The organism is Blautia sp. TM10-2 (genome assembly GCF_003480845.1).
Lineage (GTDB): Bacteria > Bacillota > Clostridia > Lachnospirales > Lachnospiraceae > Fusicatenibacter > Fusicatenibacter saccharivorans.
This window is the reverse complement of sequence record NZ_QUJZ01000018.1, coordinates 1-26,571: the sequence shown is the minus strand read 5'-3', so window position 1 is coordinate 26,571 and position 26,571 is coordinate 1. Positions and strand designations below refer to the sequence as shown.

Below are 26,571 nucleotides of genomic sequence, written 5' to 3'. Positions count from 1 at the left end.
GTGCTTACTGTGCCTGGCACTGTACAGCAGTGATTGCTACAACACCAACGATATCCTCTGCGGAGCATCCACGGGACAGATCGTTGACTGGAGCTGCGATACCCTGCGTCATTGGGCCGTATGCTTCTGCTTTTGCCAGTCTCTGTACCAGTTTGTATCCGATGTTTCCGGCATCCAGATCCGGGAAGATCAGAACGTTTGCTTTTCCTGCTACTTTGCTGTCCGGAGCTTTGGATGCACCTACGCTCGGAACGATTGCTGCATCAAGCTGCAGCTCGCCGTCGAGAGCGAGATCCGGGTTTGCTTCTTTTGCAATTCTGGTAGCCTCAACAACTTTGTCTACATCAGCATGTTTTGCACTTCCTTTGGAGGAGTGGGAAAGCATAGCAACTCTTGGCTCGTTTCCGGTCAGCATGCGGTAGGACTCTGCGGAAGACTCTGCGATTGCAGCCAGCTCTTCCGGATTCGGGTTCTGGTTCAGACCGCAGTCACCGAATACGAATACACCGTCATCGCCGTACTCGCAGTCCGGAACTACCATCAGGAAGAATGCGGATACGAGTTTTGTACCTGGTTTGGTCTTTAAGATCTGCAGGCATGGACGAAGGGTATTTGCGGTAGAATGGCAGGCACCGGAAACAAGTCCGTCTGCATCTCCCATTTTAACCATCATAACGCCATAATATGTATAGTCATTCAGGATGGTCTCTCTTGCTTTCTCCGGAGTCATGCCTTTCTTTGCACGAAGCTCTACCAGCTTATCTACATAAGCCTGTGTTTTCTCGTTTTTCTCTGGATCTACAATAGTAGCTTTGGAGACATCCAGTCCCTCGCTGCCTTTCTTTACTGCCTCTTCGCTTCCGATGATGATCAGATTTGCAAGGTCCTCTTTCAGGATCTGTGCAGCAGCCTCATATGTTCTTCTGTCTTCTGACTCTGGCAGTACAATTGTTTTTTTGTCTGCTTTTGCTCTTGCTTTAATTGTGTCAATAAATCCCATGATCTTTTGACTCCTTTCGATAAATTTACTCGATATTCTCATTGTAGTACGCTTTTTGCCCTTTCGCAAGTATAAAATTCAAAACAACTGGACAAAAAATCCAAAACGGAGGAATTCTTGCATTCCTTTTCTGTTTTTGTTACGATAGGGCTATGTGATCCGCGGTTCCTCTCTGTTTGGAATCGTGCTATTTTTTTCGAAAGAAGGTACGTTTTATGACCATTACCGCAGTCATTGCAGAATATAATCCTTTTCATAACGGCCATGCTTATCAGCTGGCAAAAGCCAGGGAACTGACCGGGGCGGACTATCTTGTCGTGATTATGAGCGGCGATTTCGTCCAGCGCGGCGCACCTGCGATTCTTGACCAACATGACCGTGCGGAGCTGGCGCTTCTTGGCGGCGCGGACCTTATCTTACAGCTTCCGTGTCACTTTGCACTCGGCAGTGCACAGCATTTCGCACGCGGGGCGGTATCGCTTCTTACTGCGCTTGGCTGCGTCGATTTTCTCTGCTTTGGCAGTGAATATGGAGACACGGCGCCGTTTCTGGAACTCGCTGATGTTCTGCTCCACGAGCCGGAGGAATACCGCGAGCTGCTCTCCGGTCTGCTTCGGAACGGACTTTCCTTCCCGACGGCGCGCGCACAGGCACTTTCCGCTTATTTTTCTGACAGCGCTTCCTTCTCTTCGCTTTCAAAAGAAGAACTTGATACCTTTTTAAAAGAACCAAACAATATTTTAGGCATTGAATATGTCCAGGCACTTCTGCTGTCACAAAGCCGCATTCGGCCGGTAACGATCCGCCGGGAGGGCAGCGGCTACCACGAAGGAGCGCTTTTCACACAGGCACTCCCTTCTGCTACAGCAATGCGGAATCTTCTTTTTTCCAATCCGCATAAGGATCCGGAACTGTCCGCGCTCGCCTCCTGCATGCCGGAAGCAGTCTATCCCGCTTTCCAGGACGCCGTCACCGCACACGGCCTGCTTTCCAGCGATGATTTCAGCCTGCTCCTCGCCGCGCGGCTCCTCACAGAAACGAAGGAATCCCTTTCCTCTTATCTTGATCTTTCGCCGGATCTTGCCAACCGCATCCTCCGCCAGCGCCACGCATGCTCCTCATTCTCGGAGTTCGCCCTGCAGCTCAAAACAAAAGAGATGACCTACACCCGCATCAGCCGTGCCCTGATGCATCTGCTTCTGAACCAGAAAACATTGTACCCGGCCGGCTATAACCGTGTTCTCGGTTTCCGAAAAAGTGCCGGTGCATTGTTAAAAGAGATTAGAAGACGTTCTTCTCTGCCGCTCATTGCCAAGGCAGCCGACGCCCCGCGGCTTCTTACCGGCGATGCACTTGCCGCCTTTGAGAGCGATATACAGGCCTCTCTTTTTTACGAGACTGTCCGTTCTCACAAAACAGGGACACAGTTCGTCCATGAATACACAAAAAAGCTGGTTCTGTTATAGAACCAGCTTTTTTCCAGCAGCAGCATCATCTGCTGCTGTGGAACTGTATAGTCCTCCACAAACAGGAAAACATTTTTTGTATCTGCACTTTCTCTTGTAAAGTCAAACTGCATGAAACGCATCTCACCATTCAGTATAAAATTGATCATAACATGATGCATGATGTGTTCTGCTGTTCCCTGTGTGATTGCTTCCATCGTCATCTGCTGTTTTATCCGATTAAGATCATCTATATTGCCAGATGCATAACGCATGAGTATCTTCAAAATCAATGTACAGGATTTCTATATAATGATTTTTAAGAGCTTTTTCATATATTGCAGCCTGAACCGCTTTCTCCAACAACTGAATTCCTCCTTGTTTTCTCATGTACTATTAATGCTTCATAGCACTCCCGCTATAAATTACTTTCATCAGTAATTCCACATCAACAGGCTTAGCAACATGTTCATTCATCCCTGCTTCTTTTGCCCTTATTCTGTCCTCCGTGAACGCATTTGCTGTCATTGCAATGATCGGTATTTTCTTTGCATCCTCTCTGTCCAGAGACCTAATCATCTTTGTAGCTTCATAACCATTCATGACCGGCATCATAATGTCCATAAGAATGACATCAAATTCACCAGGTTCACTATTTCTGAACAGTTCAACAGCTTCCTGACCATCCCATGTTTTTGTCACGTCGGCACCTTTTTTCTTTCAGGAAATCCTCTCTTAGCTGCCCGCCGTTTTCTGTTTCCATTTTAATATTTGTACTCATTTGTCTGGCACTTTCAATGGCACGGAGGAGACTTTTGGATTCCGAAGATTCATTATAATGGGTGTAGTGGAACACTGCACTTTCACATAGTTTACAATCTCCACCATTCTTTTCTCTGCTTCTGCTTTTTCTGCGTGGAAGAAATAAAACAGAGAGACTACAGCTACACAGATTCCTATCAGACCGCCGAGCAGCTGGATCCGTTTTTCTCCACCTCCAGATACTTCTGGGGATCATCCAGGTATTTTTCAATGATTTTCAGGGATGTGCCATCCAGACGCATCTCTTCCTGTGTCTGGCCCATCTGCTCACAGATTCCCCTGTCATCCTCTTTTGCAAAAGCAACGCCTATTCCGGTGATCATCAGAGGCTCTTCCAGGATACGGAAGCTTGCATCATAATCCTTCCTATACTGAACGATAGATTCCTCGTGTGCAGCAACCGCATCTACATATCCTTTTCCCAGAAACGTATAGATCAGCTCCCGGTGTCCCAGGATGATCAGATTTCCCAGCTTTGGGATCCTCTCATCCGTCCGGTTCAGAAAGATGCTTTCCGGTTTGGTTGTGGACTGGACAGCGGTAATCGTCAAGACGTCCTTCCATAGAAAAAACAGCCCATGATACAATCAATCTCGCCGCTCTCCACCAGTTCTTTTTTCTCCTCCCAGTTGATCTGGACAACCTTCACCTGTTATCCCATTCTTTTGAATGCTTCCGTAGCCAGTTCTACATCAATTCCTGTCGGTACACCATCCTCATTCAGATAATTGTATGGTGGATAGCTGTCGCTGCCGAGGGTAATAACAGGCTTTTCGGTTTCTTCTTTCGTGTTATCTGTGTTTTTGCACCCTGCCAGGGTGACTGCTAAATATCAAAAGTCCTAATAAAATTACTATAGTTTTTCTTAATTTCAATGAATGATTATGTTTTTGCGTTTACTACCCCTTTTTTGTCAGCAGTTTTGTGATCGCTCTTTTTAATCGCGGAATATCAATCGGCTTTCCAATATGTTCATTCATCCCGGCCTCCAGACATGCTTTCCGATCTTCCTCAAAAGCATTTGCCGTCATGGCAATGATTGGAATCTTTTTGGCATCTTCACGTTCCAGCATACGAATTGCTTTTGTTGCTTCCAGCCCATCCATGACCGGCATCATCACATCCATGATGATGACATCATACTCATCCAACCTGGAATTCTGAAATATTTCAAGTGCCTCTTTTCCGTTTTTCGCTTCTGTAATGTTCAGATGCTCCTCCCCCAGGATTTCATGGGCTATCTCCATATTAATGACATTATCTTCAACAAGAAGCACCCGTTTTCCTGACAGATCCCTGTCCTGTGAGTAGCTGTCCTTCTGTGAATCATTATTTTCAGCCAAATAATCTATTTCAAATGGAACCGTAACCGTAAACGTGCTTCCTACATTTTCTTCGCTTTCCAGTTCTATCGTTCCACCCATCCGTTCAACAATATCTTTGACAATCGAAAGTCCCAGACCGGAGCCACTGAATGTTGTAGTTGACTGTTTGCCTTCCTGCGCAAAAGCATCAAACGCATGTTTTTGAAATTCTTCACTCATACCAAGACCGGTATCTGAACATACAAACTGAAAAACAGCTATATTCCCATCATCCGATAATTCTTCGCAATGAACATTCACTGTTCCATGAAAATGATTGTATTTAATCGCGTTGGAAGAAAGATTCATTAAAACCCTGCTCAGATGTACCGGACTTCCAATCAAATATCTGTGGCGGATTGTGCTTGCTTCCACGCCGCCTTCAAATCTTACACCATTCTCATAAGCACTCATTGCAACAACCGTCAGATTATTCCTTAACAGTTCTGCCAGATCAAAGGATTTATGTTCCAACACAAGGGAACCGGATTCCAGTTTGCTGATATCCAGGACATTGTTGATCAGATTTTGCAGATAATCGGCGGACTGAAGTACCTTCTTCCTGCATTCCCTTAACTTGACCACATCATTGTTATATTTTTCAGCGATATGGATCATCCCCACGATTCCGTTTAGCGGTGTACGGATATCGTGGCTCATACGCCGGAGAAAGGCTGTTTTTGAAAGATTCGCGCGATGAGCATCTTCCATGCTTTCCTTAAGCTGTTTCTGATACATGAGTTCCCGTGATTTTTCTTCCGTAATATCTCGTACGACATAAAGCACATCCACAGCGTTTCCATGTGCATCTCTGCTCTTTACAATAAATCTGGCCAGCCGCCATTCTCCGTTTACTCCCATAAATTCAATCGAAACAAAATTCGTATTACGAAGTCTCTCTGTCAATGTATCAAAGTCAAGAAACTCCCGGTATTTTTTTCTCTCTTCCTGGGCGGCAAATGCTGTTGGAAGTCTTTCCATAACATCATCAATTTTCCCCTTTTGTCCAAGGATTTTTTGCACAAGGTCATGGCCTTTCAAAAGCTCATATGTCCGCTCTTTAACATTGGCTTGTACGATTGTTACATACAACGTAGCAATTGCGGCAATAATCTCTGACCTCTTTGTCGCCTCATCAAGAGCCTTTTTCAACAGTACCGTACTTTTCAGATTTTCCCTCACACATCCAAGATGTCCGCCAACATCAGACAGCAGTGTAATGGAAATCTCATTCTGCCTCAAATCAGGATTATCTACCCCGATGAATCCATTCATCTGATGATTGGCATAAATCGGCACCGCAATCAAGGAACATATTTCCTGTGTTTTTAACAATTCATATTCTTCCGGTTCAGAATTTTTTGTCGCTTCCAGATCATGAATCACGATTACTTCCTTGTTTTCAAATCGTTTCACCCAGTTCGGCATCGAACTGACCGGGATTGCCTGAAGGTTATCTATCTCTGGTGCCACTCCATCGGCACACCATTCAAATGTATTGCTCAGACTGTCCTTCTGATCGGTTTCCCAGTCAAAAACATATACCCGGTCTGCCCCTGTATAGTTTCCAATCGCCTGCAACAAAGAGTGAATAATTTCTGACAGCTCCTGCTCATTTTCCACCTGATCCATAAGCGATATCTGATGCAGGATCGTGTCCATACTATGTAATTTTATTTGATAGAGTTCCTGAATCTCTTTTGTTTTCATTTTCTATCCCCCCCTGCAGTAAAACTATTATGGTTACGTCTGTGAAATAACACCGTAAGAAAGGATCCTGCTACGGCAGGATTCTCCGCTTAAACTTATGCAAAAAAACTGGTTTTATTATACTCTAACACTTTACTGCACACAAGAAAAACATTACCTTTTAGCGTTAAAAGGCAAAAAAAGAACAGCAACTGTGCCCAAAGTTCCAGTGATGTGTATCAAAAACGGAAATGGACTTTCGGCAGATATATTTTCTTCTGTTTCTCTGTCTTCAGGATCAGATGGAGGAACTGACAAAACAGACACAGACCCGCAATGATAAGATGCAGCTGATGATGGAACAGATCGTGCTGTCCAATAAGAGCAGCCAAAAAGAAAAAAACAGATCGGCAAAAAGAATGAAAACAGCTTCCAGATGCCATATCCAGATGTTACCGCTTTGTGCCTGAAAAGTCGAAGTTGAGGAACATCATATTTTGGAGATCTGAAGATCGCAGGGTGCTGGGTACATTACAGGCGCAAGTTCCATGAGGCACTGGAGGTCATACCGAAAGATCTGAGGAAACAGTCTGTTTTGTACCTCATCATGAACCCGATCCGTGCGATTTACCGGGAGGAAGGAAAGCTTTCCGGTCTTTCATCAGACGAACGGACTGCCCATCGACTTTTACATAATAAATTCCGCTGATCCATTTAGATTCCTGCAGCGCTCCGTTCTTATCCATGTAATACCATTTTCCACCGATCTTCTGCCAGCCAGTCTGCATTTTGCCGTTTTTGTTCAAATAATACTTTGTGTTTTCTATGGCGGCCTTCACATCCACATCCGCAGAGGTATTGCTAGAACAACGGCTGCTACCGCTGAAGTTCCCCGTAATAATTCATTTTTTCTTACACTTTTTATGGGTTGCAAGTAAAATTATCAATATGTAATATATCATACTATACATTCCTTAAAATTACTATTTTTATTTGCGCAGATAGTAAAAAAAGCCGGCAGCGATCCTTTCCATTCAGGATCACTGCCGGCTTTTCAGCTTTCTCTTTAGTTTTTAAACGAATGAATCGGTGCCGGGATTCTTCCTGTTCTGTTGACGAATGCCTCGCAGGAGAAGTTGTTGACCGGCATGATCGGTGCATAGCCGAGGAGGCCGCCAAATTCTACGGTCTCGCCCACGCCTTTTCCGATGACCGGAATCAGGCGGACTGCCGTTGTTTTCTGGTTGACCATACCGATGGCAAGCTCATCTGCGATGATTCCGGAGATGGTCGATGCTTTCGTGTCTCCCGGGATGGCGATCATGTCAAGGCCTACAGAGCAGACACAAGTCATAGCTTCCAGCTTCTCGATGGTCAACGCACCGTCGTTGACTGCGTTGATCATACCCTGGTCCTCAGAAACCGGGATGAATGCGCCGGAGAGACCGCCGACATAGGAAGATGCCATAACACCGCCCTTTTTCACCTGATCGTTCAGAAGTGCCAGCGCCGCCGTCGTTCCCGGTGCACCTGCGTGCTCGAGGCCGATCTCCTCAAGGATATCCGCAACGGAATCTCCGATCGCCGGAGTCGGTGCCAGGGAAAGGTCAATGATACCAAACGGAATGTTCAGCCGCTTGGAAGCCTCCTGTGCAACGAGCTGGCCGACACGCGTTACCTTAAATGCGGTCTTCTTGATCGTCTCGCAGAGTACCTCAAAGTTCTCGCCGCGTACTTTTTCCAGAGCATGTTTGACAACACCAGGGCCGGAAACGCCGACATTGATGATGGCATCCGCCTCGGTTACGCCGTGGAAAGCGCCTGCCATGAACGGGTTGTCGTCCGGTGCATTGCAGAAAACAACGAGTTTTGCGCATCCAAGGCAATTGTTCTCTTTGCTTGCCTCCGCCGTCTTCTTGATGATCTCACCCATCAGTTTGACAGCATCCATGTTGATACCGGTTTTGGTGGAGCCAAGGTTGATGGAGCTGCAGACAAAATCCGTAACAGCCAGTGCCTGCGGGATAGAACGGATCAGAAGCTCATCTGCTGTCGTCATACCTTTGCTTACCAGAGCGGAATAGCCGCCGAGGAAATTGACGCCGACTTCTTTTGCCGCACGGTCCAGAGTCTGTGCAATCGTCACGAAATCCTCCGGCGTTCTGCAGGCTGCTGCGCCGACTAAGGCAATCGGGGTAACGGAAATTCTCTTGTTTACAATCGGAATACCGAACTCGCCCTCGATCTCCTCACCTACGGAAACCAGATTTCTGGCAGTCGTCGTGATTTTGTCGTAGATTTTGCGGTTCAGCTTGTCAAGATTGGAGTCGATACAGTCCATAAGACTGATTCCAAGGGTAATGGTACGAACGTCCAGATTCTCTTTTTCGATCATCTCGTTCGTTTCCTTTACTTCAAACAGATTTATCATGTCGTTTTTCTCCTTCGCTTTAGATACGATGCATCATATTGAAAATATCTTCATGCTGGCAGCGGATGACAACGCCGATGGAACTTCCAAGCTCCTCCAGATCTTTTGCAAGCTCTGCGTTGGATTTCTCGCTCTTGGAGACGTCCGTTACCATCATCATGTTGAAATATCCCTGCACAATCGTCTGAGAAATGTCTTCGATGTTTACCTGGTTCTCTGCCAGATAATTACATACCTTTGCGATAATGCCCACGGTGTCCTTGCCTACGACAGTGATAATTGTCTTCTTCATGTTTCCATTCTCCTTTTTCTGGTTTTATGTCAAAGCCCCGGAAAAACCGGTAATGGCGGCCTTGCGAAAAACATGGTATGTAGCTAAAAATGTATATTTAAACCTCAATTAACGGTGATACTTCGCTTCTTTTAGCGACAGCGAGATGAAAATCACCCGAGTGATACGGATTATCACCCGTTGTGACCTCGCAGGCCACGGTTTCAAAGGCCAGTGCCTCATAATTATTTTCCTTGCTCAGATGGCCGAGCAGCACTTCCTGCAGATTGTCGTGCAGAATCTCGCAGAGGAGATGGCCTGCCGCCAGGTTCGATAAATGGCCTTTCGCCCCGGCGATCCGTTGTTTTAACGGATACGGGTACGGTCCGACCGCAAGCATGTTCTCGTCGTGATTTGCCTCCAACAAAACGGCATCCAGCCCGGTCAGATTCTGAACCGTGTAATCGCTGTAGACACCAAGGTCCGTCGCGATCGCAATCGATTTCCCGCCGGATTCCATGCGGTAGCCGACCGGCTCTGCCGCATCGTGGGAGATCGTAAACGGATGTACGGCGATATCACCCAGCGTAAACGTGTCATCCGCGTGAATCGTGTGGAAAATCCCCTCCGGAAACTTTCCAAGGCTCTTCGTCTGCTGCATCGCCTGAATTGTTCCATCCGTTGCGTAAATCGGAATACCGTACCGGCGCGCCAGCACGCCAAGGCCCTGGATATGATCGGAATGCTCATGTGTCACGAGAATGCCGTCCAGCTCCTTCGCGCTGCGGTCGAGAACAGCCAGTCCCGCCTCCACGCGCTTTCCGCTGATGCCCGCATCGATCAGAAGGCTTGTGGTCTCGCTTCCCGCGAAAATGCAGTTTCCGCTCGAACCACTTGCAATACTACAAAGTTTCATATCTTTTCATCCTATGGTCTAACTGTTTTTTTGTTTCCTCAAAATCGCCGCTGTTGTCGATTTCAAAATCGCAGTGGCTGCTGAATTCATCCTCGGAAAGCTGATTTGCCATGATTTCGCGAACTTTCTTCTCGGAATAGCCGCGTCCTTCGATCAATCGCTCCTTCCGGACTTCTTCATCCGCATAAATATACCACAGTTCATCACAAATTTCATCATATTTTTCTTCGATTAAGAGTGCGGCCTCCACAAAGACGTATTCCGTCCCTGCTTTTTCCGCGGCTGCAATGGCTTTTTTGATATACCGTTTTACCGCCGGATGAATGATCGCATTCAGGGCTTTTAACTTTTCTTCGTCCTGAAAAACGATCTCAGCAATCCGTTTCCGGTCAAGTTCGCCGGTCTCTGTGGTGATCTGTCTGCCGAACAGCTTCACAATCTCTCCATAGCATTCGCCGCCCGGCAGCATCACAAGGTAACCTGCCTCGTCCGCCTGGATCACCGTTGCATCATAATTCTGTCCAAGGTACGTGAGCACTTCGCTTTTTCCGGCGCCAACGCCGCCTGTAATTCCAAAAACTTTCATTCTTTTGTATCCTTTCGCTCCTGGTATGAGTGCGCTATTTCGCCTCGTACCAGTTGTTTCCTGTGTGCATATCGATCTCGAGTTTGACAGCCAGATGTGCTGCCCCGGTCATCTCCTCTTCCAGGATCTGTTCTGCCTTTTCGAGCTCGTCTTCCGGCACTTCCAGCAGCAGCTCATCGTGTACCTGAAGAAGAAGTCTGGTCTTTAACTGCTCCTCTTTCAGCCGTTTCGCCACGCGGATCATCGCTATTTTAATAATATCCGCCGCCGTTCCCTGGATCGGCGCATTCATCGCAACGCGCTCGCCGAATGACCGCTGCATAAAGTTGCTCGATTTCAGCTCCGGCATCGGCCGTCTGCGTCCGAACATCGTCACGGAATAGCCTTTCTCTTTGGCATCCTCTACGCAGCGGTTCAAAAACTCATGGATACCCGGATACGTCTCGAAATACTGCTGGATATAGGCCTCTGCCTCTTTCCGGCTGATGCCGAGATCCTGGCCCAGACCGAACGAACTGATGCCGTATACGATACCGAAGTTGACCGCCTTCGCATTTCTTCTCTGCAGCGGTGTTACCTCTTCAAGCGGCACATGGAACACTTTCGATGCCGTCATGCGGTGGATATCCTCCGCCTCGCGGTACGCCTCGATCAGGTTTTCATCGCCCGACATGTGGGCCAGCACGCGGAGCTCAATCTGGGAATAGTCGGCATCCAGAAAGACACAGCCAGGCTTTGGCACGAAGGCTTTCCGGATCAGACGGCCAAGCTCCATCCGCACTGGAATGTTCTGCAGATTCGGATCGGTACTGCTGATGCGGCCGGTCGCGGTGATGGTCTGGTTAAATGTCGAATGGATTCTTCCATCTTTCCCGATCACGGCCTGCAGACCGTCGGCGTACGTCGATTTCAGTTTGGCAAGCTGGCGGTACTCCAGAATATCGGCAACGAGTTTGTGATCCGGTGCGAGCTTTTCGAGCACATCGGCGGCGGTGGAATAACCCGTCTTGGTCTTTTTGCCGCCCGGAAGCTGCAGCTTTTCAAACAGAATCACGCCGAGCTGCTTCGGGGAATTGATGTTGAACTCCTCGCCGGCCTCCTCGTAGATCTGTGCCTCCAGCTCTCCGATCCGCTCCGCCAGCTCAGCTCCGTAAACGGAAAGTGCTTCTTTTTCTGCGGCGATTCCATCCGCTTCCATCTGACGGAGCGTAAACACCAGCGGAATCTCCACATTCCGGTACAGATCCCACATGCCCTGCTCCTTCAGCAGCTTTTCCATGTTTTCCTGTGCGGCAAATACAGCATACGCCTGATGACCTGCATACGACTCCTGCTGTTCCGGCGTCATCTTTCCTGCGGCCGGAATCTTGCTTCCGCCGAAGATCTCTTCCACTGCCGGCACATAGCGGTGTACGTACTCTTTTACGATATCATCGTACGAATACTGTGATTTCAATGGATTTAATAAATACGCGGCAATTCCGGCATCAAACAGATGGGCTTCATCGGCGTCCGGCATATCCTTCAGAAATTCTTTTCCGTCCATGACGCAGAAAACCGGAATCTGCTTCTGCAACTCAGTCAATTTTTCTTTTAAATAATCTCCGGTCAGGAAACCTTCTGCTGGGAAGTAAACAACATCCGGCTCTCCGCTTCCATACGCAACTGCCATACCGACAAGTGAACGGCTCCGATCTGCCATCGGTCCGTCCTTCGGGGTTTCTTCTGTCAGAAGAGCGGCTCCTGCCTTCTCCTCCTTCGCGATGGTTCCAAAGAGTTCTTCCGCCTCGGAAAAATCCGTTACGGTGCGCAGAAAGACGGCATCCTCTGGTTCTGCATTCGTCTCCTCGAAGCGGCCCAGCAGGTTTTTAAACTCCAGACGTTTGAACATCTCATACGCTTTTGATGTATAAAAATTCGAGAGTGCCGCTTTTTCACGGTCGAGCTCCACCGGCGCATCGGTATCAATCGTTGCAAGTTTTTTGCTTAATTCCGCCAGATCATAATGATCACGCATCGCCTCTTTTGCCTTGTTCGGTTTGATCTCCTCGAAATGTGCATGCGCATTTTCCAGTGTCTCGTACTGCAGCAGGATTTTCGTCGCGGTTTTCTCGCCGACACCCGGCAGACCCGGGATATTGTCTGCGGTATCGCCCATCAGCGCTTTCAGATCGATGATCTGTTTCGGGAGAAGACTGTATTTTTCCAGCACCTCTGCCGTGTGGTAATTTTCAATCGTCGTCACACGCTTTACGGTCTTTGGAATCCGGATCAGAATGTGGTCCGTTGCAAGCTGCAGCAGGTCGCGGTCTCCGGATACGATCGTAACTTCCATCCCTTCCGCCTCGCATTTGCGGCCGAGCGTTCCTAAGATATCATCCGCCTCATAGCCCTCTTTTGTGACAATCTCAATGTCCATTGCTGCGAGCACTTCCTGGATCACCGGGACCTGTTCGCGCAATTCCTGCGGCATCGGCTTTCTCGTTTCCTTGTACTGGTCATACATTTTGTGGCGGAATGTCGGCGCATGGAGGTCAAACGCCACGGCAAGATACTGCGGCTGCTCCTCATCGAGAATTTTAAACAGAATATTCAGGAATCCATATACGGCGTTCGTGTGCAGTCCTTCTGCATTGGACAGATCCGGTACGCCGTAAAAAGCCCGGTTCAGAATACTGTGTCCGTCCAGTAATACGATTTTATCACTCATAATAATCCTTTCAGCCAGGGTAATTCTATCACTTCAAAATAGTGCAGAGCCAGGAGCACCAGAAACAGAACGAGAATCAGCATCAGCACCCGGAAAAACGTATCTTTGTACCGGCGGTGTCTCGCTTCTTCCTCTTTTTTCTCCAGATCGCGTTCCAGAAGTCCTGTCAGATTGTAGGAATCGGGCGCGTCATCCTCGAAATATGCCATCGCACGGTTCACAATAAAATATGTCTCCAGTTCCTCGTGGCATGTATGGCATTTCCGGATATGGGAAATAAACGGTTCCATCTCTTTCTCCGGCATATTTCCCTGCACGTATGGCTGTATTAATTTTTCTGCTTCTTTACAGTCCATAAAATCCTGCTCTCCTTTTGTATCCGGCCAGTGTTTTCCTCTGGCCGTTTTTTCTGCTATCTACCATCATACACTATTTTCTCATAATTTAAAAGAGACAACCCGCCGAAAATGGGTTGTCTCTTGTTCTCTTATAAGATAACTGTTTTCTAGTGGATTTCCATTATGCACGGACAATGTTCGGGGTCTCTTTTCCTGCCTCGAAATCCAGTGCATTCTGCAGTGTGGTCTCTGCAATCGCACGCAGTGCTTCCTCGGTGAAGAATCCCTGATGTGAAGTGATCATAACGTTCGGGAAGGACAGGAGACGTGCTGTGGTGGAGTGCTCCAGAATCTCATCGGAACGGTCCTCGAATACGTTCGGGGTTTCCTCCTCGTATACGTCAAGGCCGACGCCGAAGAATTTTCTTGCACGGATTCCCTCGATCAGGTCGTCTGTCTTTACCAGACCTCCGCGGGACGTATTGACCAGGATCACGCCGTCTTTCATCTTTTTGATGCTCTCGCGGTTGATCATGTGGTATGTGCTGTCCATCAGCGGGCAGTGCAGGGAGATCAGATCACTCTGTGCCAGCAGTTCATCAAGAGTTACGTACGTAACAAAATCTTTTAAGGATTCATTCTGGTATACATCGTAAGCAATAACTTTCATGCCGAAACCGCGGCAGATTCTTGCCATAGCCGCACCGATTTTTCCGGTTCCGACGATTCCGGCGGTCTTCTGATAGAAGTTAAATCCCATCAGTCCGCCCAGGCTGAAGTCGTTTTCTCTTACTTTCGTATATGCTTTGTGCATGTGGCGGTTGACCGTCATGGCCAGTGTCATCGCATGCTCAGCTACAGCCTCCGGGGAGTAACCCGGTACACGGCGTACATCAATGCCGTATTTTGCAGCTGTCTTTAAATCTACGTTGTTGAAGCCTGCGCAACGCATCAGGATCAGCTTGACACCTGCCTCATGCAGTGCTTCTACGGTTTTTGTTCCGACATCGGAGTTTACGAAGGCGCACACGGCATCGTAGCCCTTTGCCAGGGAAGCGGTTCTTGCAGCAAGGCCGGTTTTTAAATATTCCACTTCAATTTCTGGAAACTGCTCTTTGGTTCGGTCGAAAGATTCTCTGTCGTAGCTCTGGGTATCGTAAAATAAAATTTTCATAATGTTTTTCCTCCTCGCTTTGCGGTCATCTTATTGTTCCCGCTTACAGGTATTACTATACTTCATTGTTAAAACTTTGTCAATGTATTATTTGTTAAAATTTTATCAATTAGTAAATTTATTTTCAACATCTTTCACAACAGTACAAATTTACTGGATCACCTCGTCCAGGAACCGGGACGGCTCGACTTTCTTTTCAAACCGTTCCTCCACGTAACAGAGCGTCAGCTCTTTCCGGGCGCGCGTCATTCCGACGTAGAACATCCGCCGCTCCTCCTCGATCGCCTCCGCAAGGACTGCTTTCTGATACGGCATTACACCCTCGTTGACGTCAAGAAGATAGACCTTGTCGTACTCGAGTCCCTTGACGCTGTGCAGGGTGGAAACCATAACTCCTTCCGCACTCTCTGCGCGCTGCTTCTGTTTTTCCTTCATCTTCTGCTGGTATTCCTCAATATGTGCAAACCAGCCCTCGATGCTTTTCTGGGTCTTTGCCGCCTCCTGCAGCTCGTCCAAAACGGAAATCAGATCATCCTCTTTCAGATGGCGGTATGCAGCATATTCCTTCACATACTGTTCATAGCCGATCGCATAGCGGATGTAATTGACCGCGCCGAACGGCGATAAATGCGTCAGTGTCGTGATATCCTGCTCCAGTTTGCGGATCCGCTGGCACATCCAGTCTTTTTCTTCGTAATATTCCAGAAGTGCATCGAACGAAACAGTCGCCTCCTCAAAGGCATCCCGCGACAGATAACGGTTCGGGCGGTTGGCAATCTTTAAAAACTCGCCGCGCTTCCGGCTTCCCATCGCAAGATTCAGATACGTCAGCAGATCTTTCGCAATCCAGTGGTCATAGAGATCCGGCAGGGTATCCCGCATCTGGAACGGGATCTGTGCTTCCATCAGTTCCTCTACTGCTGTCCGGCAGCCAAGATTCGTGCGGAACAAAAGCGCCATCTCTTCATACGGACAGCCGTTTTTCTCCGCCTCCCGCAGCTCCTCGGCAACGGCACGCATCTCCTCGCGCGGGTTCTTATATCCCCGGATTGCAACCGGAGCGCCTTTCTCGTTGTCGGTGGAAATCGCCTTTTCATACCGCTTTTTGTTGTGGTGGATCAGGCATTGGGACCGCTTCACGATAAATTCCGTACTACGGTAATTTTTATCGAGCACTACCTGCGCCGCGCCCGGGTAATCTTTCGGAAAATTCAGCATGATCTCCGGCTTGGCCCCGCGGAACTGATAAATCGACTGATCGTCATCACCGACAATAAAGAGGTTATTTTCCGGCAGCGCCAGCATCCGCACAATCTCATACTGCACGGGGCTGATGTCCTGAAACTCGTCAATCAGGATATACTGAAATTTCTGCTGCCAGGCGCGGAGGACCTCCGGCCGCTCCAGAAAGAGACGTTTGCACTGCACCATCAGATCGTCGAAATCGAGTTTTTTGTTCTCCTTCCGCCATTTCTCATACGCCTCATAGATTTCGCGAAATTTTTCCTGCGGCATACAGGCGGAATAGTAATGTTCCAGCGGGATCTGATTGTTCTTCACAGTGCTGATTTCGCGCGCCAGATTTTCCTCGAGATCCTCTTCCTCCAGGTCTCTGGCATAGTGGTTGACCAGCTCGCGCATCAGCCGCTTTTTCTCTTCCTCGCTTAAAATATTGTTGCCGGACATGCGATACGTATGGCGCAGAATCGCGTAGAATACCCCGTGGAACGTTCCAAAGGTGACCTGGGTACTCGTCTTTCCCATCGCCTTCAAATACCGCTCCTTCATCTCTTTTGCCGCCGCACGCGTAAATGTTACGACAAGAATACGAGAGGCGGAAATGCCGCTCGTTACAAGCTGGCAGGTCCGCCCCGTAATCACTGCGGTTTTCCCCGACCCCGGTCCGGCAAGGACCATCATGGGGCCGGTGGTATGCATCACCGCTTTTTTCTGTGAATTATTATATATCATTTGGATAATTTCTCAATCGCTTTGTCGATGCGGGCAAGAGACTCCTCTTTTCCCAGAACCTCAAGGATTTCCGTTGCGCCGGCCGGTGTCATCTGTTTTCCGGAAAGAGCGGTACGGATCGGCCACATAATATAACCGGTCTTGTATCCTTTTTCTTTTCCGAATGCGCTGAGCATCTCAAAGAGAGCATCATTGCTGAAATCTTCCTGCGCTGCCAGCAGCGGTTTTACTTCCTGAAGAAGTGCAAGGGAGGTCTCCTCGTTTGTCTTCATCTTTTTGTGAGTGTACATCGAAGCGTCGTATTCCGGAACTTCCTCGAAGAAGTCGATGAGGTCTGCAATATCCGGGAATACTTCGATTCTTGTTTTTACCATGGCTGCAATTTTCTTAAAATCGAGCGGACGGTGGATTGTCTTCTGGATATACGGAAGCGCCATCTCATAGAACTTCTCGTCGTCCATTGCCTTCATGTACTCGCCGTTCATCCAGCGGAGTTTTGTCATATCGAAAACGGCCGGAGATTTGCTGATGTGGTGGTAATCGAAGATTTTTACCAGCTCCTCGAGAGAATAGATCTCGCGGTTTCCTTCCGGGCTCCATCCAAGAAGGGCTACGAAGTTGACAATGGCATCTTTTAAGAAGCCCTGATCGATCAGGTCTTCATAAGAAGAATGGCCGCAGCGTTTGGACAGCTTCTGATGCTCCTCGTTGGTGATCAGCGGACAGTGTACGTAAACCGGAACTTCCCAGCCGAATGCCTCGTAAATACGGTTGTATTTCGGGGATGAGGACAGATACTCATTACCGCGGACAACGTGGGTTACACCCATCAGATGGTCGTCGATGACGTTTGCGAAGTTGTAGGTCGGATATCCGTCGGATTTGATCAGGATCAGGTCTTCCAGCTCCTCGTTGTTTACGGTGATATCTCCGTAGATCTCATCATGGAAGGTTGTGGTTCCTTCGGTCGGCATATTGAAACGGATGACGTACGGTTTGCCGGCTGCCAGATTGGCCTCTACTTCCTCTTTGGAAAGACCAAGGCAGTGTTTGTCGTAGATCGAGATTTCTTTTCCGCCTACGTTACGCTTGCACTGGCTCAGGCGCTCTGCGTCACAGAAGCAGTAATAAGCGTCACCCTGCTCTACCAGCTGTTTTGCGTATTTCAGGTACAGACCTGCTGCATTACGCTCGCTCTGTACGTACGGGCCGCAGCCGCCGTCTTTGTCCGGTCCCTCGTCGTGTACCAGGCCGGTCTCTTTTAAGGTACGGTAGATGATATCAAGTGCGCCTTCCTGGAAACGCTCCTGGTCGGTATCCTCGATACGGAGCATAAAGGTTCCGTCATCGTGTTTTGCGATCAGATACGCATACAGGGCAGTACGCAGGTTTCCTACATGCATCCGGCCTGTCGGGCTCGGTGCAAATCTTGTTTTTACATTGCTCATTTTTCTTTTCTCCTGATTTCTGGTTTTTCTGGAACAATCCTTTTGTCTGTTCCCTTCCACCATTTATTTAGAATGGAAAACAGCCCGGCGTTTCTTCCGAGCTGCACCATCCTTCCACTTTTGCCAGCGGCAATGCTCTTTTTCAGACCTCTACGCCGTGCTGTTTCAAATATTCCATAAAGTCGCCGACGGTAGAAAGGTCTGTCAGTTCGTCGGTGTCGATTTCAATTCCGTACTCGTCTTCTAATGCCATAACCATCTCGTAAAGATCCAGGGAATCTGCACCCAGGTCATCTTTAAAAGAGGTATCTTCGTTGATGCTGTCTGCATCACAGTTGAGCTGTTCTACTAAAATTTCTTTTATCTTTTCTAACATTATTCTGCTCCTTCCTGCCTCTACCCGGCAGCCAGTATTTCTTTCGAAAAAAGTGTATCTGTTATTCCGGCATTTGTCAATAGATTTTTCTACTTTTACTGTTCTTCCGCCTGTGCCTCTCCTTCTCCGCTCTTTCCATCCTGGAACACAATAAAGCGGGAGACGCACAGGGCAATGCCGATTTCCGTCAGGATAAAGAGCACCGATGTTCCTCCGTAACTGATAAATGGAAGGGTAATTCCCGTTGCCGGCATCAGTTTCAGAACAACGCACAGGTTCAGAATAACCTGAATGGAAATATGTGCAAAAACGCCGCTCACCATCAGCATTCCATACGCGTCCGGCGCATTCTGTGCAACCACAAACAGACGGTACAGCAGGTAGCCAAACAGCAGCAATACAAGAAGCGCGCCAAATATTCCAAGCTCCTCGCAGATGATCGAGAAGATCATATCGTTCTGTGCTTCCGGAATTGTTGTAATCTTCTGCGTACTGTTGCCAAGTCCTTTTCCGAGAAATCCACCGGATCCAATCGCATAAAGTCCCTGCAGAATCTGATAGCTGCCTCCGGAAAGCCATTCATAGATACGGTTCGACCGGAAGTCACCGCCTATTCTTTCAAAGATCTGCAGATTATTTTTTAAAATGATAATCGCAAAAACGCCAATTACTGCCGCGCCCGGAATCACACGCGCATAAAATTTTACCTCCGGGTCCGCCAGAAACAAAATGACGCAGGCGATGAGTCCAAGAATAATGGCGGTACTCAGGTTGTCCGTCAGAATCCACGCAGCCAGCGCCTGCAGCACGCCAAGTCCGAGGACAATCGCTTTTGCGCGGATGGTACGCATATTTTTTCCCATCTTCAGGATAATGTATGGCAAATACAGAATCAGCCCCAGCTTTCCAATCTCCGCAGGCTGAAGACTGACACCGCCGATCCGGAGCCATCTTCTCGCCCCGTAGGCTTCATAACCAAGCGGCGTAAACCTTACCGCCGCCATCAGAAGGAGACTTCCCCAGTATACCAGTGCTGCAATCCGCTGGAACCATACACTATGATAATCTACAAACTTCGACAATATCACAATCCCCACCAGAACAATAGCAGAAAGCCCCGCCTGATGCGTGAAATAATACATATCATTTCCCTTGAATGTACTGGCCGCCTCGTAGGCACTCGCGCTGTACAGCATAATCAGTCCGAAGCTGACCAGCAAAATAGTGCAGGCCAGCAGGTTATAATCATAAAAATCCGAAGGAAGTTTTTTCTTCCTCTTTTTCTTCTTTTCTTTCTTCTGGGATGGCATGTTTACTTTCTCTGCCATGAAGTTTCCACCTCCATTGTTTTCCTCCATTTATTTCAGTGCATAGCCAAGCAGGCTGACAAAGCCCGGATTTCGGTCGGTCGTTCCGAGGATAACCTTACGCACCAGCTCCGGATCGTCCGTGATAATGTTGTCCACGCCGCAGTTGACCATCCGCTGCATATCTCCCTGATAATTCAGCGTCCAGGCACAGACTTCTTTACCAAGACTGTGCGCATGCTCTACAAAGCTTTCTGTGATGTACGTATATTTTACAGAAAAGAAGTCCGCCGCGTCCATATCCTCCAGGCCTCCGTACGACATTTTCATCGTATACCCGGTCTTGATATCCGGATTGATTTTCTTTGCCTGCCTGAGGAAATTGTAGTTCATGGAAGTCAGCACACACTGATCCACAAAGTCATTGTCCTCGATGATTTTCACCACTTTTTTGACAATATTCTGGTTGTGGCCGTTGTATTTTACTTCGATATTCAGGTTGATTTTTCCTTTCGCGTACGCGATGACTTCTTCCAGCTTCGGAATCTGCTCGCCGCGGAATTTTTTGTTGAATCGTACACCGGCATCAAGCTGGCTGATTTCATCGTAGGTCAGGGTCCAGATGCTGGCATTCAGACCGGTTGTCCGCTTCAGATTTGTGTCGTGCAGAAGGACAATCTCACCATCACTCGTCTCCTGTACATCGATCTCCGCATAATCCGACATGCTGTCCACTGCATATTTGATCGCGCTCATCGTATTTTCCGGTGCTTTTCTGGCTCCGCCCCGGTGCGCTGACACCGAAATATACTGGGAGGAAGCCGTTGCCTCTGCACGTGTTGCGCGCATGGCATATACAAGATAAACCGTTTCTCCCGCCAGCATGGCGATCGTGAGAACCACCGCCGTTACCGGACCGCAGAAGGTGCGTACCAGCTTCGAGCTCGGCTTTTTCGTTGTCCGGCTCTTCTGGTAGCCCTTTCGGGAGGAACGGATAAAAATCAGATACAGATACGTAATGCTTCCGACAAGGCCGAACGCTCCGCCGATCAGGCTCATCGTCGATTTGACCCAGTCACCATAGACGATGACGGTACTGACAACGGTAGACGGCGTTTTCACCAGCTTTGCATAGGCAACGACAGCCGTTCCGAAAATCAGATACAAAACCCACGTAATCAGAAAAATCATCACCTGGAAAAAGACGTTGATGCCAAGCTCACGCAGCACGCGTTTTTCCAGTGTCTGGCGCACCCGCAGATGGGTATTTTTCTCTTTTTCCGTCATCATGCACCGGAACGGGATGGTGTAGGAAAACACAAACGAGAACGCGACAAGCAGAATCGTCAGCACCACAGGGATCCAGTATGCCGGGAAGGCATTGAAAATCTTCGTCAGGGAAACCTGAAGCAGTTTCATACTGCGGATGGCGCTGTAGCTGCTGTGCAGCCAAAGGTACGGGAAGCTCGCTGCCATGTAGAAAAACCAGGTCCACGGGCGGGCACGCACAAACTGTGCGGCTCCTCTTCCGCCGGCAAGCATCATGACAGGAACGGAAATCCGTTTTCGTTTCCAGGAGGCCTCCAGAGCCGCCATGACAGCATAGATTTCAAACAGCATACAGAAAAAGAAAACAAGCAGAATTCCAAAAATCAACAGAAGGGTCAGCGGATGCAACATGATCTTGTTGAAGTTTTCCGATGTCATATAACTCGTTCCCAGCTGTTTTAAGGAAAAGTTGATCGCCGCATTGGCGAGTCTTGAAACCAGCTGGCTGGAAAACAGGCGGTAGACCGTCTCAAATATCACGATGCTAAGCAGGTTTTTCTGCAAAAGTTTCCATGCCATATTCAGATAAATTCGTATCATTCCTGCATTTTTTACTGCCTTTTTTCTCATCTGCTGTTGTTCTCTCCTGTCAGCCGCAATTCCCCCGATGAATCTGTATGCAAAAATTACCTTTATTTTTTCTCTTTTGTATTTTACATTTGACACTTCGAGTCTTTTTTGAAGCTCTTTTCTTTCTGTTCATTTTAAACTATCTTCCAGTATAACACAAAACCGGGTCTTTGAGTATTCTTTTTTCTATTTCTGGTTGCACCACTTCTGCAGTTTTTTTACCATGGCGGATGGGCTGCTTACTGATTTTTCCATCCTGCTGTCCGCATCCGGTGCCTGCCGCAAAGCAACACCGAAAAAATACAGCACGAACGCAACGACGATGAGTTCGGGCTTTACATAATTCATTGCTTCCATGGAACATCCTTTCTGACTTTTCTGTTTTTGAAAGTCTTTTTTCTATATTATGATGGGATAATGATTTACGACTGGATAAGATTTTCTTACTGTAAACCCAAAAAATCCCACCTGTTTTTCAGATGGGATTTTCCAGTGGTGTGCTGTTCTTTGATTTTTAATTTACTATCTTGTGCAGCAATTCCCCTGACCTGCCCCTGGCTGCGGTGCCGCACAGAAAGTCTTTGCATCAAACGACGGATTAAACGCATAAAAGTTCTTCGAATTCAATTCATCCTGTACAGAACGCAGTGCTTCACCAAAACGCTGGAAATGCACAACTTCACGCGCCCGCAGGAAACGAATCGGATCTGCAACTTCAGGATCTTTTACCAAACGAAGGATGTTATCATACGTTGACCGGGCTTTCTGCTCCGCAGCGAGGTCTTCGAACAAATCTGTCAAAGGATCACCTTTCGACTGGAACTCACAAGAATTAAACGGAACTCCGCCAGCCGCCTGCGGCCAGATTCCGGCTGTGTGGTCTACATAGTAATTGGCAAAACCAGAGTTCTGAATTTCTTCCAGAGAAAGATTGCAGGTGAGCTGATGAACGATCGTTGAAACCATCTCAAGGTGTGCGAGTTCTTCTGTCCCAACATCATTCAACACCCCTGCTACAATTCGGTTCGGTGCTGTGAAACGCTGAGAGAGATACCGCATGGATGCGCCCATCTCTCCATCCGGTCCACCGGAATGCAATAACAGATGATATATTGTAACTGTAAATATTTCGATGATACAATATGTTTCCCGGGTAATTTGCCCGGGATTTTTTATTGCATTTCTTCTATATATATGTTATCATAACACGTGACCAGAACGCACAAAATGGTCAGAAAAAAGAACAATTCTTTTCGCCGCGTAGCTGCGCGCGTTTCTTTTTGCCCCGGAAATTTCCGGGGCTTTTTACGTTCTTTGAAACTCAAAAACCCCAGGCATCCGAAGATACCCAGGGCATATGTAGTACATTTATCTAATTATTCGATGAACGCCTGTCCGCTGTAATAGGCAGCCATCCATCCGCTCGGTGCTTTCATCCAGATATCGTTTCCGACCCGCTGGATTTCCTGGCACGTTACGGTGGTTCCCGCATCAAGGCAACCATCCTTGTCTTTGTCATGCTTCTGACCGTCAGGCGTCAGCTGCGAATGTTTCTTTGCGCTGTAGTTTGTTCCGGGACCTGTCCGGACTTTCAGCTCTACCTGCAAGGTATACTCGTGTCCGGCAGTGTAAGACGGTGTGCTCTTCTTTTCCGGAACACTGGCTGCTGTCTTTCCGTTGTAAACAGAAACCAGCTTAGCCTTAGATACCGGTCCGTACTTACCGTCCTGCTCTAAACCGTAAAATGCCTGGAACGCAAGCAGAGCATTCTCTGTGTCTCCGCCGAAGGAACCGTCTACTCCGGAACTTCCACAGGAGAATCCGCAGCTGATCAGCATTTTCTGCATTTCTTTTACTGCGTCCCCGGAATCGCCTTTCTGGAGATAATTTCTCACATTAACCGTTCCGGATGCAGATGCTGTCACTCCGGTATAACGGTACACATGAACCCATGGCTTATTGTAATAGCTGCGGATGCAGATTTCTCTACCAGTCTGATCTCCAGACTTTCCTCCTGTGACCGTTCCTTTCTCGTTGATACTTGCGTGCACCAGTTTACCATTTCCACAGCAGAATGCTGTGTGCCCATTTCCGAGCAGGACATCTCCCCGGATCATTCCACTGCCGGTTGCCAGATTCACGGATTTTACAACATCCTTGAACCCGATCTTCGGCAGAACGTCCGGCATGTTACCGGTATAAGTTGCTCCGCTGGACTTTGCCGGGATTCCAGCTGCTTCCAGGCAACTGATTACCAGCCCGGAACAATCATAATTCGGATTGCCCCAGCGGTCTACCTGGTCATAACCGTGCGAATCATCCAGGGCGATCGCTTCTGCTCTTGCTACTGCATTTTTAATTTTGCTCACTTTGTTTTCCTCCTTCTTCTGATAAAGTTTCAAATACTGATCACCGTAAGAAGCTCTTACTTTCTTCACTGATGATCCGGTGTTTGCCGGAGCCTCGAACTTGACCAGAAAGATATCAGACGCTTCCTGTACGGTGGTTGCGGTCTGCAATACCTTCCAGACGCTCTTATAGCTCGTCTTCAATTCGCTCAGCATATACTCTGTCTGGACCCTCGCGTCCCCAATTGACACGCCTCTCGTTTTAACCATATCGTATAAACCAGCTTTTCTTCCAGCGGACGTCCACTGGCAGAAGCCGTAACCATACTGTCTGGAGTCTCCCAGCGGATGCAGGAACAGATCTCTTGTGATCTCTCCACTGTCTACCGCCTCTGTATACGTGGCATCTGTGTATTTGTATCCAGGCTTATTTTCGCAAAGATTGTCAAGATTCCGGGGATTCGCTCCGGACTCTGCGTAGATATTCCCCATTGCTGCGCACGCGCCGTAAAGTGTGCAGCCGGCAGCCATCAGACTGTTAAACAGGATATCCGTATTTGTATTCCGTTCTATTGCCATTTCTCGCAAACGCTCCTTTCTTAGGTTCTCAATTCTTCCGAGACCCGTTCACCTTTCCGTCGTCAAGAAGATCTTTTACTGCTGCAAACCATTCTTCGATTACTTTAATGAGCATTTCTTCTGACACGATCACCTGCAGCCACCTTGGCAGCAGCGATCTCGCCTGCTGTACTACCCATTTCAGTTTCTGTTCTCCCTGCCCAGATGCATTGTATACATGCTCTGCTTTGAGGATAAGCTGATAGACATCTCCTCTGATGCCATCAAGGCCTTTCATTTTCGTGTACTGATATACGCACACCAGTGTTACGATCACCAGCACTGTCACTACTGCAACCACAACCGGCAGTGGGATCTGCGATAATACATTCATTAATTCCATTCTGGTTTCCTCCTGTGTTTTATTCTCCCGTGATACCCTTGTGAGCTTTGTATAGCCGTGTGGAGCATCTAAAATTGTATTCGTGGTAATTTATTTACCGAAACATAAAAAGAACCATAGAAAGCCGATTACGCTTTTATGGATCTACGGTTCGTCTTTATGTACGATGTGATTCACTCCCTGCCGCGTCAGGAAATTTTCCAGATCGTGCTTTCGTTCCAGCTCATAGTCTAAAGCTGCGTGCATATCACCGTTGCACTTTGCGTCTGGAATCCTCTGCACTGCTTTGGCTGTTGCTTCTGATAAGCAAAGAGAGCCGTCTAAAGCTCGCAGCATCATGTACTGCAGATCTTCACGGTTCTTTTCTTTCTCATCCTGTTCTTTTTGCCTGCGTGCCCGTTCGATCTTCTCCGCTTCTGCCCGTTTCTGGATACGTCTTTCCAGAAGCCAAAAACAGAAAGCAACGATCGCAGACGGCACACCGGCAGCAATCAATAATTCCATTTGCACCTCCTTCCTTTCACGCTATTTCATCATCGTCGATATCTGCGTACTTCCGGCATGCATGTTCGATGACGTCAAGATCTGTCTCTATTTCTTCCAAACTCTTTGTCGGCGTTCCTTTGGCAAGAAAAATCAGATCATAGATTATCGACCAGAGCCTTGAGATAATCTGCAACTTTGTCATCATTCCTCCCCTTGATTGTTATTTTTCTCTGTGTTCTGATCCGATCCTGATGTTTTTTCTGCTGCATAATTGTCATATTCAGTCCAGATGTCATTTTCAAATTTATCAACAATATCATCGATATCTGTTTTGTTCTCTCTGTACTTTCTTCCATTATTGATGTAGCGATTGATGATTGGAACATCCGGATGTTTTGCATCCATATTGGCGTCCATAGACACAACGGTCTCGCCGTCAACTGTGATGATTCCAGAATAATGAATGTCCTTTGTGTAAGTTGCTTCTACTGCCATAGTTTTGCCCTCCTAAAAATTAATTTGTATCTCCAGAGATATTATCTCTCATGGATTCAAGTTCACTTCTTAGATCCGCAACCTCTATTTCAAGGTTCGATCTTCTTTCTTTTTCGAGCTGTAGCTCATGCGTTATTACCGCAATCAAATTGGTATATACCATACTATAGGTATCAATATAGCCATCCTCAGTGTTCTTCCTGTCGTGGTGTACCAGATCCAGCTCGTCTTCTCGGATTCCGAGTTCTCGCATGGCTTCTACGACATCCTGTGCGACGAATCCATAACAAATGCGCCCATCACCGTCAATCATCCGATACTGAACTGGTTTTAAGCGATCGAACAGCTCTGAATGAATGTCCGTCTTATTGATCTTGCTCTCACCGAGTGGAAATATGTTTGTTTTGGCGCGGCGATCGGATGTGACCTGTGGGGAGTTTTTAACGATCAAACGCTCCCATACTCTTCCACTATCTCCTAGCATAATCTTTTCGGAGTACGCCTTGGTCGGTGCGAACGCTCCAGTATACACTC

Annotated in this window: 26 protein-coding genes and 2 pseudogenes; 2 read left to right on the top strand and 26 right to left on the bottom strand. The window is 47.8% G+C overall.

Annotated elements, in window-relative coordinates:
• Positions 1-4: 4 nt before the first annotated feature.
• Complete coding sequence (pta, locus tag DXD92_RS16370) at positions 5-1,000, bottom strand: phosphate acetyltransferase (protein WP_022462726.1); 996 nt, start codon at positions 998-1,000, stop codon at positions 5-7.
• 215 nt (positions 1,001-1,215) lie between these two features.
• Between pta and DXD92_RS16365 the strand changes: the two genes are divergently transcribed.
• Positions 1,216-2,466 carry a tRNA(Met) cytidine acetate ligase gene (locus DXD92_RS16365; RefSeq protein ID WP_117805083.1) on the top strand — a complete coding sequence of 417 codons (1,251 nt, stop codon included), beginning with the start codon at positions 1,216-1,218 and terminating at the stop codon, positions 2,464-2,466.
• Here DXD92_RS16365 and DXD92_RS16360 read toward each other — a convergent pair.
• The 4 genes and pseudogenes from DXD92_RS16360 to DXD92_RS16345 form a co-directional block, all read right to left on the bottom strand.
• A complete protein-coding gene (locus DXD92_RS16360) occupies positions 2,409-2,720 on the bottom strand; it encodes a hypothetical protein (protein ID WP_147342484.1) in 312 nt (103 codons plus the stop codon). The genes DXD92_RS16365 and DXD92_RS16360 overlap by 58 nt on opposite strands.
• A 121-nt stretch (positions 2,721-2,841) precedes the next feature.
• Positions 2,842-3,147, bottom strand: a complete 306-nt coding sequence (locus DXD92_RS16355; protein ID WP_055228394.1) for a response regulator — start codon at positions 3,145-3,147, stop codon at positions 2,842-2,844.
• Between the two features lie 257 nt (positions 3,148-3,404).
• Positions 3,405-4,142 (bottom strand): annotated as a pseudogene (locus DXD92_RS19750) (substrate-binding periplasmic protein).
• Between the two features lie 24 nt (positions 4,143-4,166).
• Positions 4,167-6,341: a hybrid sensor histidine kinase/response regulator gene (locus tag DXD92_RS16345; protein WP_118594900.1), complete on the bottom strand. Its 2,175-nt coding sequence runs from the start codon at positions 6,339-6,341 to the stop codon at positions 4,167-4,169.
• A gap of 481 nt (positions 6,342-6,822) precedes the next feature.
• Between DXD92_RS16345 and DXD92_RS19405 the strand changes: the two are divergent.
• A pseudogene (locus tag DXD92_RS19405) lies at positions 6,823-7,005 on the top strand (IS66 family transposase); the annotation flags it as partial.
• Here the strand turns inward: DXD92_RS19405 and DXD92_RS19220 are convergent.
• The 21 genes from DXD92_RS19220 to DXD92_RS16240 all read right to left on the bottom strand — a co-directional run.
• Entirely contained in the window at positions 6,926-7,159 is a 234-nt protein-coding gene (locus DXD92_RS19220) for a hypothetical protein (protein WP_055267335.1), read from the bottom strand. The pseudogene DXD92_RS19405 and the gene DXD92_RS19220 overlap by 80 nt on opposite strands.
• Before the next feature lie 227 nt (positions 7,160-7,386).
• A complete protein-coding gene (locus DXD92_RS16325; protein ID WP_055267333.1) occupies positions 7,387-8,751 on the bottom strand; it encodes a PFL family protein in 1,365 nt (454 codons plus the stop codon).
• A gap of 19 nt (positions 8,752-8,770) precedes the next feature.
• A complete protein-coding gene (locus DXD92_RS16320; RefSeq protein ID WP_022462719.1) occupies positions 8,771-9,043 on the bottom strand; it encodes an ACT domain-containing protein in 273 nt (90 codons plus the stop codon).
• Positions 9,044-9,140: 97 nt separating this feature from the next.
• Positions 9,141-9,938: an MBL fold metallo-hydrolase gene (locus DXD92_RS16315; protein WP_055218850.1), complete on the bottom strand. Its 798-nt coding sequence runs from the start codon at positions 9,936-9,938 to the stop codon at positions 9,141-9,143.
• On the bottom strand, positions 9,925-10,524 hold the full coding sequence (gene coaE / locus DXD92_RS16310) for a dephospho-CoA kinase (protein WP_118594901.1): 600 nt from the start codon (positions 10,522-10,524) through the stop codon (positions 9,925-9,927). Before coaE ends, DXD92_RS16315 begins: the two co-directional genes overlap by 14 nt.
• Positions 10,525-10,558: 34 nt before the next feature.
• A complete protein-coding gene (gene polA, locus DXD92_RS16305; protein WP_118594902.1) occupies positions 10,559-13,234 on the bottom strand; it encodes a DNA polymerase I in 2,676 nt (891 codons plus the stop codon).
• The gene (locus DXD92_RS16300; RefSeq protein WP_022462716.1) at positions 13,231-13,590 is read right to left on the bottom strand and encodes a zf-HC2 domain-containing protein; all 360 of its coding nucleotides are present in this window, start codon (positions 13,588-13,590) and stop codon (positions 13,231-13,233) included. The genes polA and DXD92_RS16300 overlap by 4 nt, the downstream gene beginning before the upstream one ends.
• Positions 13,591-13,753: 163 nt before the next feature.
• Entirely contained in the window at positions 13,754-14,746 is a 993-nt protein-coding gene (locus DXD92_RS16295) for a 2-hydroxyacid dehydrogenase (RefSeq protein ID WP_022462715.1), read from the bottom strand.
• A 150-nt stretch (positions 14,747-14,896) separates the two neighbouring features.
• Entirely contained in the window at positions 14,897-16,717 is a 1,821-nt protein-coding gene (locus DXD92_RS16290) for an ATP-dependent helicase (RefSeq protein WP_118594903.1), read from the bottom strand.
• On the bottom strand, positions 16,714-18,165 hold the full coding sequence (gene gltX, locus DXD92_RS16285; RefSeq protein ID WP_022462713.1) for a glutamate--tRNA ligase: 1,452 nt from the start codon (positions 18,163-18,165) through the stop codon (positions 16,714-16,716). Before gltX ends, DXD92_RS16290 begins: the two co-directional genes overlap by 4 nt.
• A 142-nt stretch (positions 18,166-18,307) precedes the next feature.
• Positions 18,308-18,541, bottom strand: coding sequence for an acyl carrier protein (gene acpP, locus DXD92_RS16280; protein ID WP_022462712.1), 234 nt, complete (start codon positions 18,539-18,541; stop codon positions 18,308-18,310).
• A 95-nt stretch (positions 18,542-18,636) separates the two neighbouring features.
• Entirely contained in the window at positions 18,637-19,869 is a 1,233-nt protein-coding gene (locus tag DXD92_RS16275) for an FtsW/RodA/SpoVE family cell cycle protein (RefSeq protein ID WP_226906412.1), read from the bottom strand.
• A gap of 30 nt (positions 19,870-19,899) precedes the next feature.
• Positions 19,900-21,747, bottom strand: a complete 1,848-nt coding sequence (locus tag DXD92_RS16270) for a glycerophosphodiester phosphodiesterase (protein ID WP_118594904.1) — start codon at positions 21,745-21,747, stop codon at positions 19,900-19,902.
• A 186-nt stretch (positions 21,748-21,933) separates the two neighbouring features.
• A complete protein-coding gene (locus DXD92_RS18615; RefSeq protein WP_156327612.1) occupies positions 21,934-22,104 on the bottom strand; it encodes a hypothetical protein in 171 nt (56 codons plus the stop codon).
• A gap of 165 nt (positions 22,105-22,269) precedes the next feature.
• Positions 22,270-22,884: a manganese catalase family protein gene (locus tag DXD92_RS16265; protein WP_416388184.1), complete on the bottom strand. Its 615-nt coding sequence runs from the start codon at positions 22,882-22,884 to the stop codon at positions 22,270-22,272.
• A gap of 239 nt (positions 22,885-23,123) precedes the next feature.
• Positions 23,124-24,674: a phage tail tip lysozyme gene (locus DXD92_RS16260; protein WP_055267314.1), complete on the bottom strand. Its 1,551-nt coding sequence runs from the start codon at positions 24,672-24,674 to the stop codon at positions 23,124-23,126.
• A 28-nt stretch (positions 24,675-24,702) separates the two neighbouring features.
• Positions 24,703-25,056 carry a hypothetical protein gene (locus DXD92_RS16255; protein ID WP_055267312.1) on the bottom strand — a complete coding sequence of 118 codons (354 nt, stop codon included), beginning with the start codon at positions 25,054-25,056 and terminating at the stop codon, positions 24,703-24,705.
• A gap of 144 nt (positions 25,057-25,200) precedes the next feature.
• A complete protein-coding gene (locus DXD92_RS16250; protein ID WP_055267310.1) occupies positions 25,201-25,560 on the bottom strand; it encodes a hypothetical protein in 360 nt (119 codons plus the stop codon).
• 16 nt (positions 25,561-25,576) lie between these two features.
• Positions 25,577-25,747 (bottom strand): hypothetical protein, encoded by a 171-nt coding sequence (locus DXD92_RS18610; protein WP_156338098.1) that lies wholly within the window; start codon positions 25,745-25,747, stop codon positions 25,577-25,579.
• On the bottom strand, positions 25,744-26,037 hold the full coding sequence (locus DXD92_RS16245; RefSeq protein ID WP_055267308.1) for a hypothetical protein: 294 nt from the start codon (positions 26,035-26,037) through the stop codon (positions 25,744-25,746). Before DXD92_RS16245 ends, DXD92_RS18610 begins: the two co-directional genes overlap by 4 nt.
• Positions 26,038-26,056: 19 nt before the next feature.
• The coding region (locus DXD92_RS16240) for a tail fiber domain-containing protein (protein WP_147399312.1) at positions 26,057-26,571 on the bottom strand (515 nt) is incomplete at its 5' end.

What these genes read in the sequence shown, in the direction of transcription:
- pta (WP_022462726.1), bottom strand. Translation starts at nt 1,000, where the DNA reads ATGGGATTTATTGACACAATTAAAGCAAGAGCAAAAGCAGACAAAAAA.
- DXD92_RS16365 (WP_117805083.1), top strand. Translation starts at nt 1,216, where the DNA reads ATGACCATTACCGCAGTCATTGCAGAATATAATCCTTTTCATAACGGC.
- DXD92_RS16360 (WP_147342484.1), bottom strand. Translation starts at nt 2,720, where the DNA reads ATGCGTTATGCATCTGGCAATATAGATGATCTTAATCGGATAAAACAG.
- DXD92_RS16345 (WP_118594900.1), bottom strand. Translation starts at nt 6,341, where the DNA reads ATGAAAACAAAAGAGATTCAGGAACTCTATCAAATAAAATTACATAGT.
- DXD92_RS16325 (WP_055267333.1), bottom strand. Translation starts at nt 8,751, where the DNA reads ATGATAAATCTGTTTGAAGTAAAGGAAACGAACGAGATGATCGAAAAA.
- DXD92_RS16320 (WP_022462719.1), bottom strand. Translation starts at nt 9,043, where the DNA reads ATGAAGAAGACAATTATCACTGTCGTAGGCAAGGACACCGTGGGCATT.
- DXD92_RS16315 (WP_055218850.1), bottom strand. Translation starts at nt 9,938, where the DNA reads ATGAAACTTTGTAGTATTGCAAGTGGTTCGAGCGGAAACTGCATTTTC.
- coaE (WP_118594901.1), bottom strand. Translation starts at nt 10,524, where the DNA reads ATGAAAGTTTTTGGAATTACAGGCGGCGTTGGCGCCGGAAAAAGCGAA.
- polA (WP_118594902.1), bottom strand. Translation starts at nt 13,234, where the DNA reads ATGAGTGATAAAATCGTATTACTGGACGGACACAGTATTCTGAACCGG.
- DXD92_RS16300 (WP_022462716.1), bottom strand. Translation starts at nt 13,590, where the DNA reads ATGGACTGTAAAGAAGCAGAAAAATTAATACAGCCATACGTGCAGGGA.
- DXD92_RS16295 (WP_022462715.1), bottom strand. Translation starts at nt 14,746, where the DNA reads ATGAAAATTTTATTTTACGATACCCAGAGCTACGACAGAGAATCTTTC.
- DXD92_RS16290 (WP_118594903.1), bottom strand. Translation starts at nt 16,717, where the DNA reads ATGATATATAATAATTCACAGAAAAAAGCGGTGATGCATACCACCGGC.
- gltX (WP_022462713.1), bottom strand. Translation starts at nt 18,165, where the DNA reads ATGAGCAATGTAAAAACAAGATTTGCACCGAGCCCGACAGGCCGGATG.
- acpP (WP_022462712.1), bottom strand. Translation starts at nt 18,541, where the DNA reads ATGTTAGAAAAGATAAAAGAAATTTTAGTAGAACAGCTCAACTGTGAT.
- DXD92_RS16275 (WP_226906412.1), bottom strand. Translation starts at nt 19,869, where the DNA reads ATGGCAGAGAAAGTAAACATGCCATCCCAGAAGAAAGAAAAGAAGAAA.
- DXD92_RS16270 (WP_118594904.1), bottom strand. Translation starts at nt 21,747, where the DNA reads ATGAGAAAAAAGGCAGTAAAAAATGCAGGAATGATACGAATTTATCTG.
- DXD92_RS18615 (WP_156327612.1), bottom strand. Translation starts at nt 22,104, where the DNA reads ATGGAAGCAATGAATTATGTAAAGCCCGAACTCATCGTCGTTGCGTTC.
- DXD92_RS16260 (WP_055267314.1), bottom strand. Translation starts at nt 24,674, where the DNA reads ATGGCAATAGAACGGAATACAAATACGGATATCCTGTTTAACAGTCTG.
- DXD92_RS16255 (WP_055267312.1), bottom strand. Translation starts at nt 25,056, where the DNA reads ATGGAATTAATGAATGTATTATCGCAGATCCCACTGCCGGTTGTGGTT.
- DXD92_RS16250 (WP_055267310.1), bottom strand. Translation starts at nt 25,560, where the DNA reads ATGGAATTATTGATTGCTGCCGGTGTGCCGTCTGCGATCGTTGCTTTC.
- DXD92_RS18610 (WP_156338098.1), bottom strand. Translation starts at nt 25,747, where the DNA reads ATGATGACAAAGTTGCAGATTATCTCAAGGCTCTGGTCGATAATCTAT.
- DXD92_RS16245 (WP_055267308.1), bottom strand. Translation starts at nt 26,037, where the DNA reads ATGGCAGTAGAAGCAACTTACACAAAGGACATTCATTATTCTGGAATC.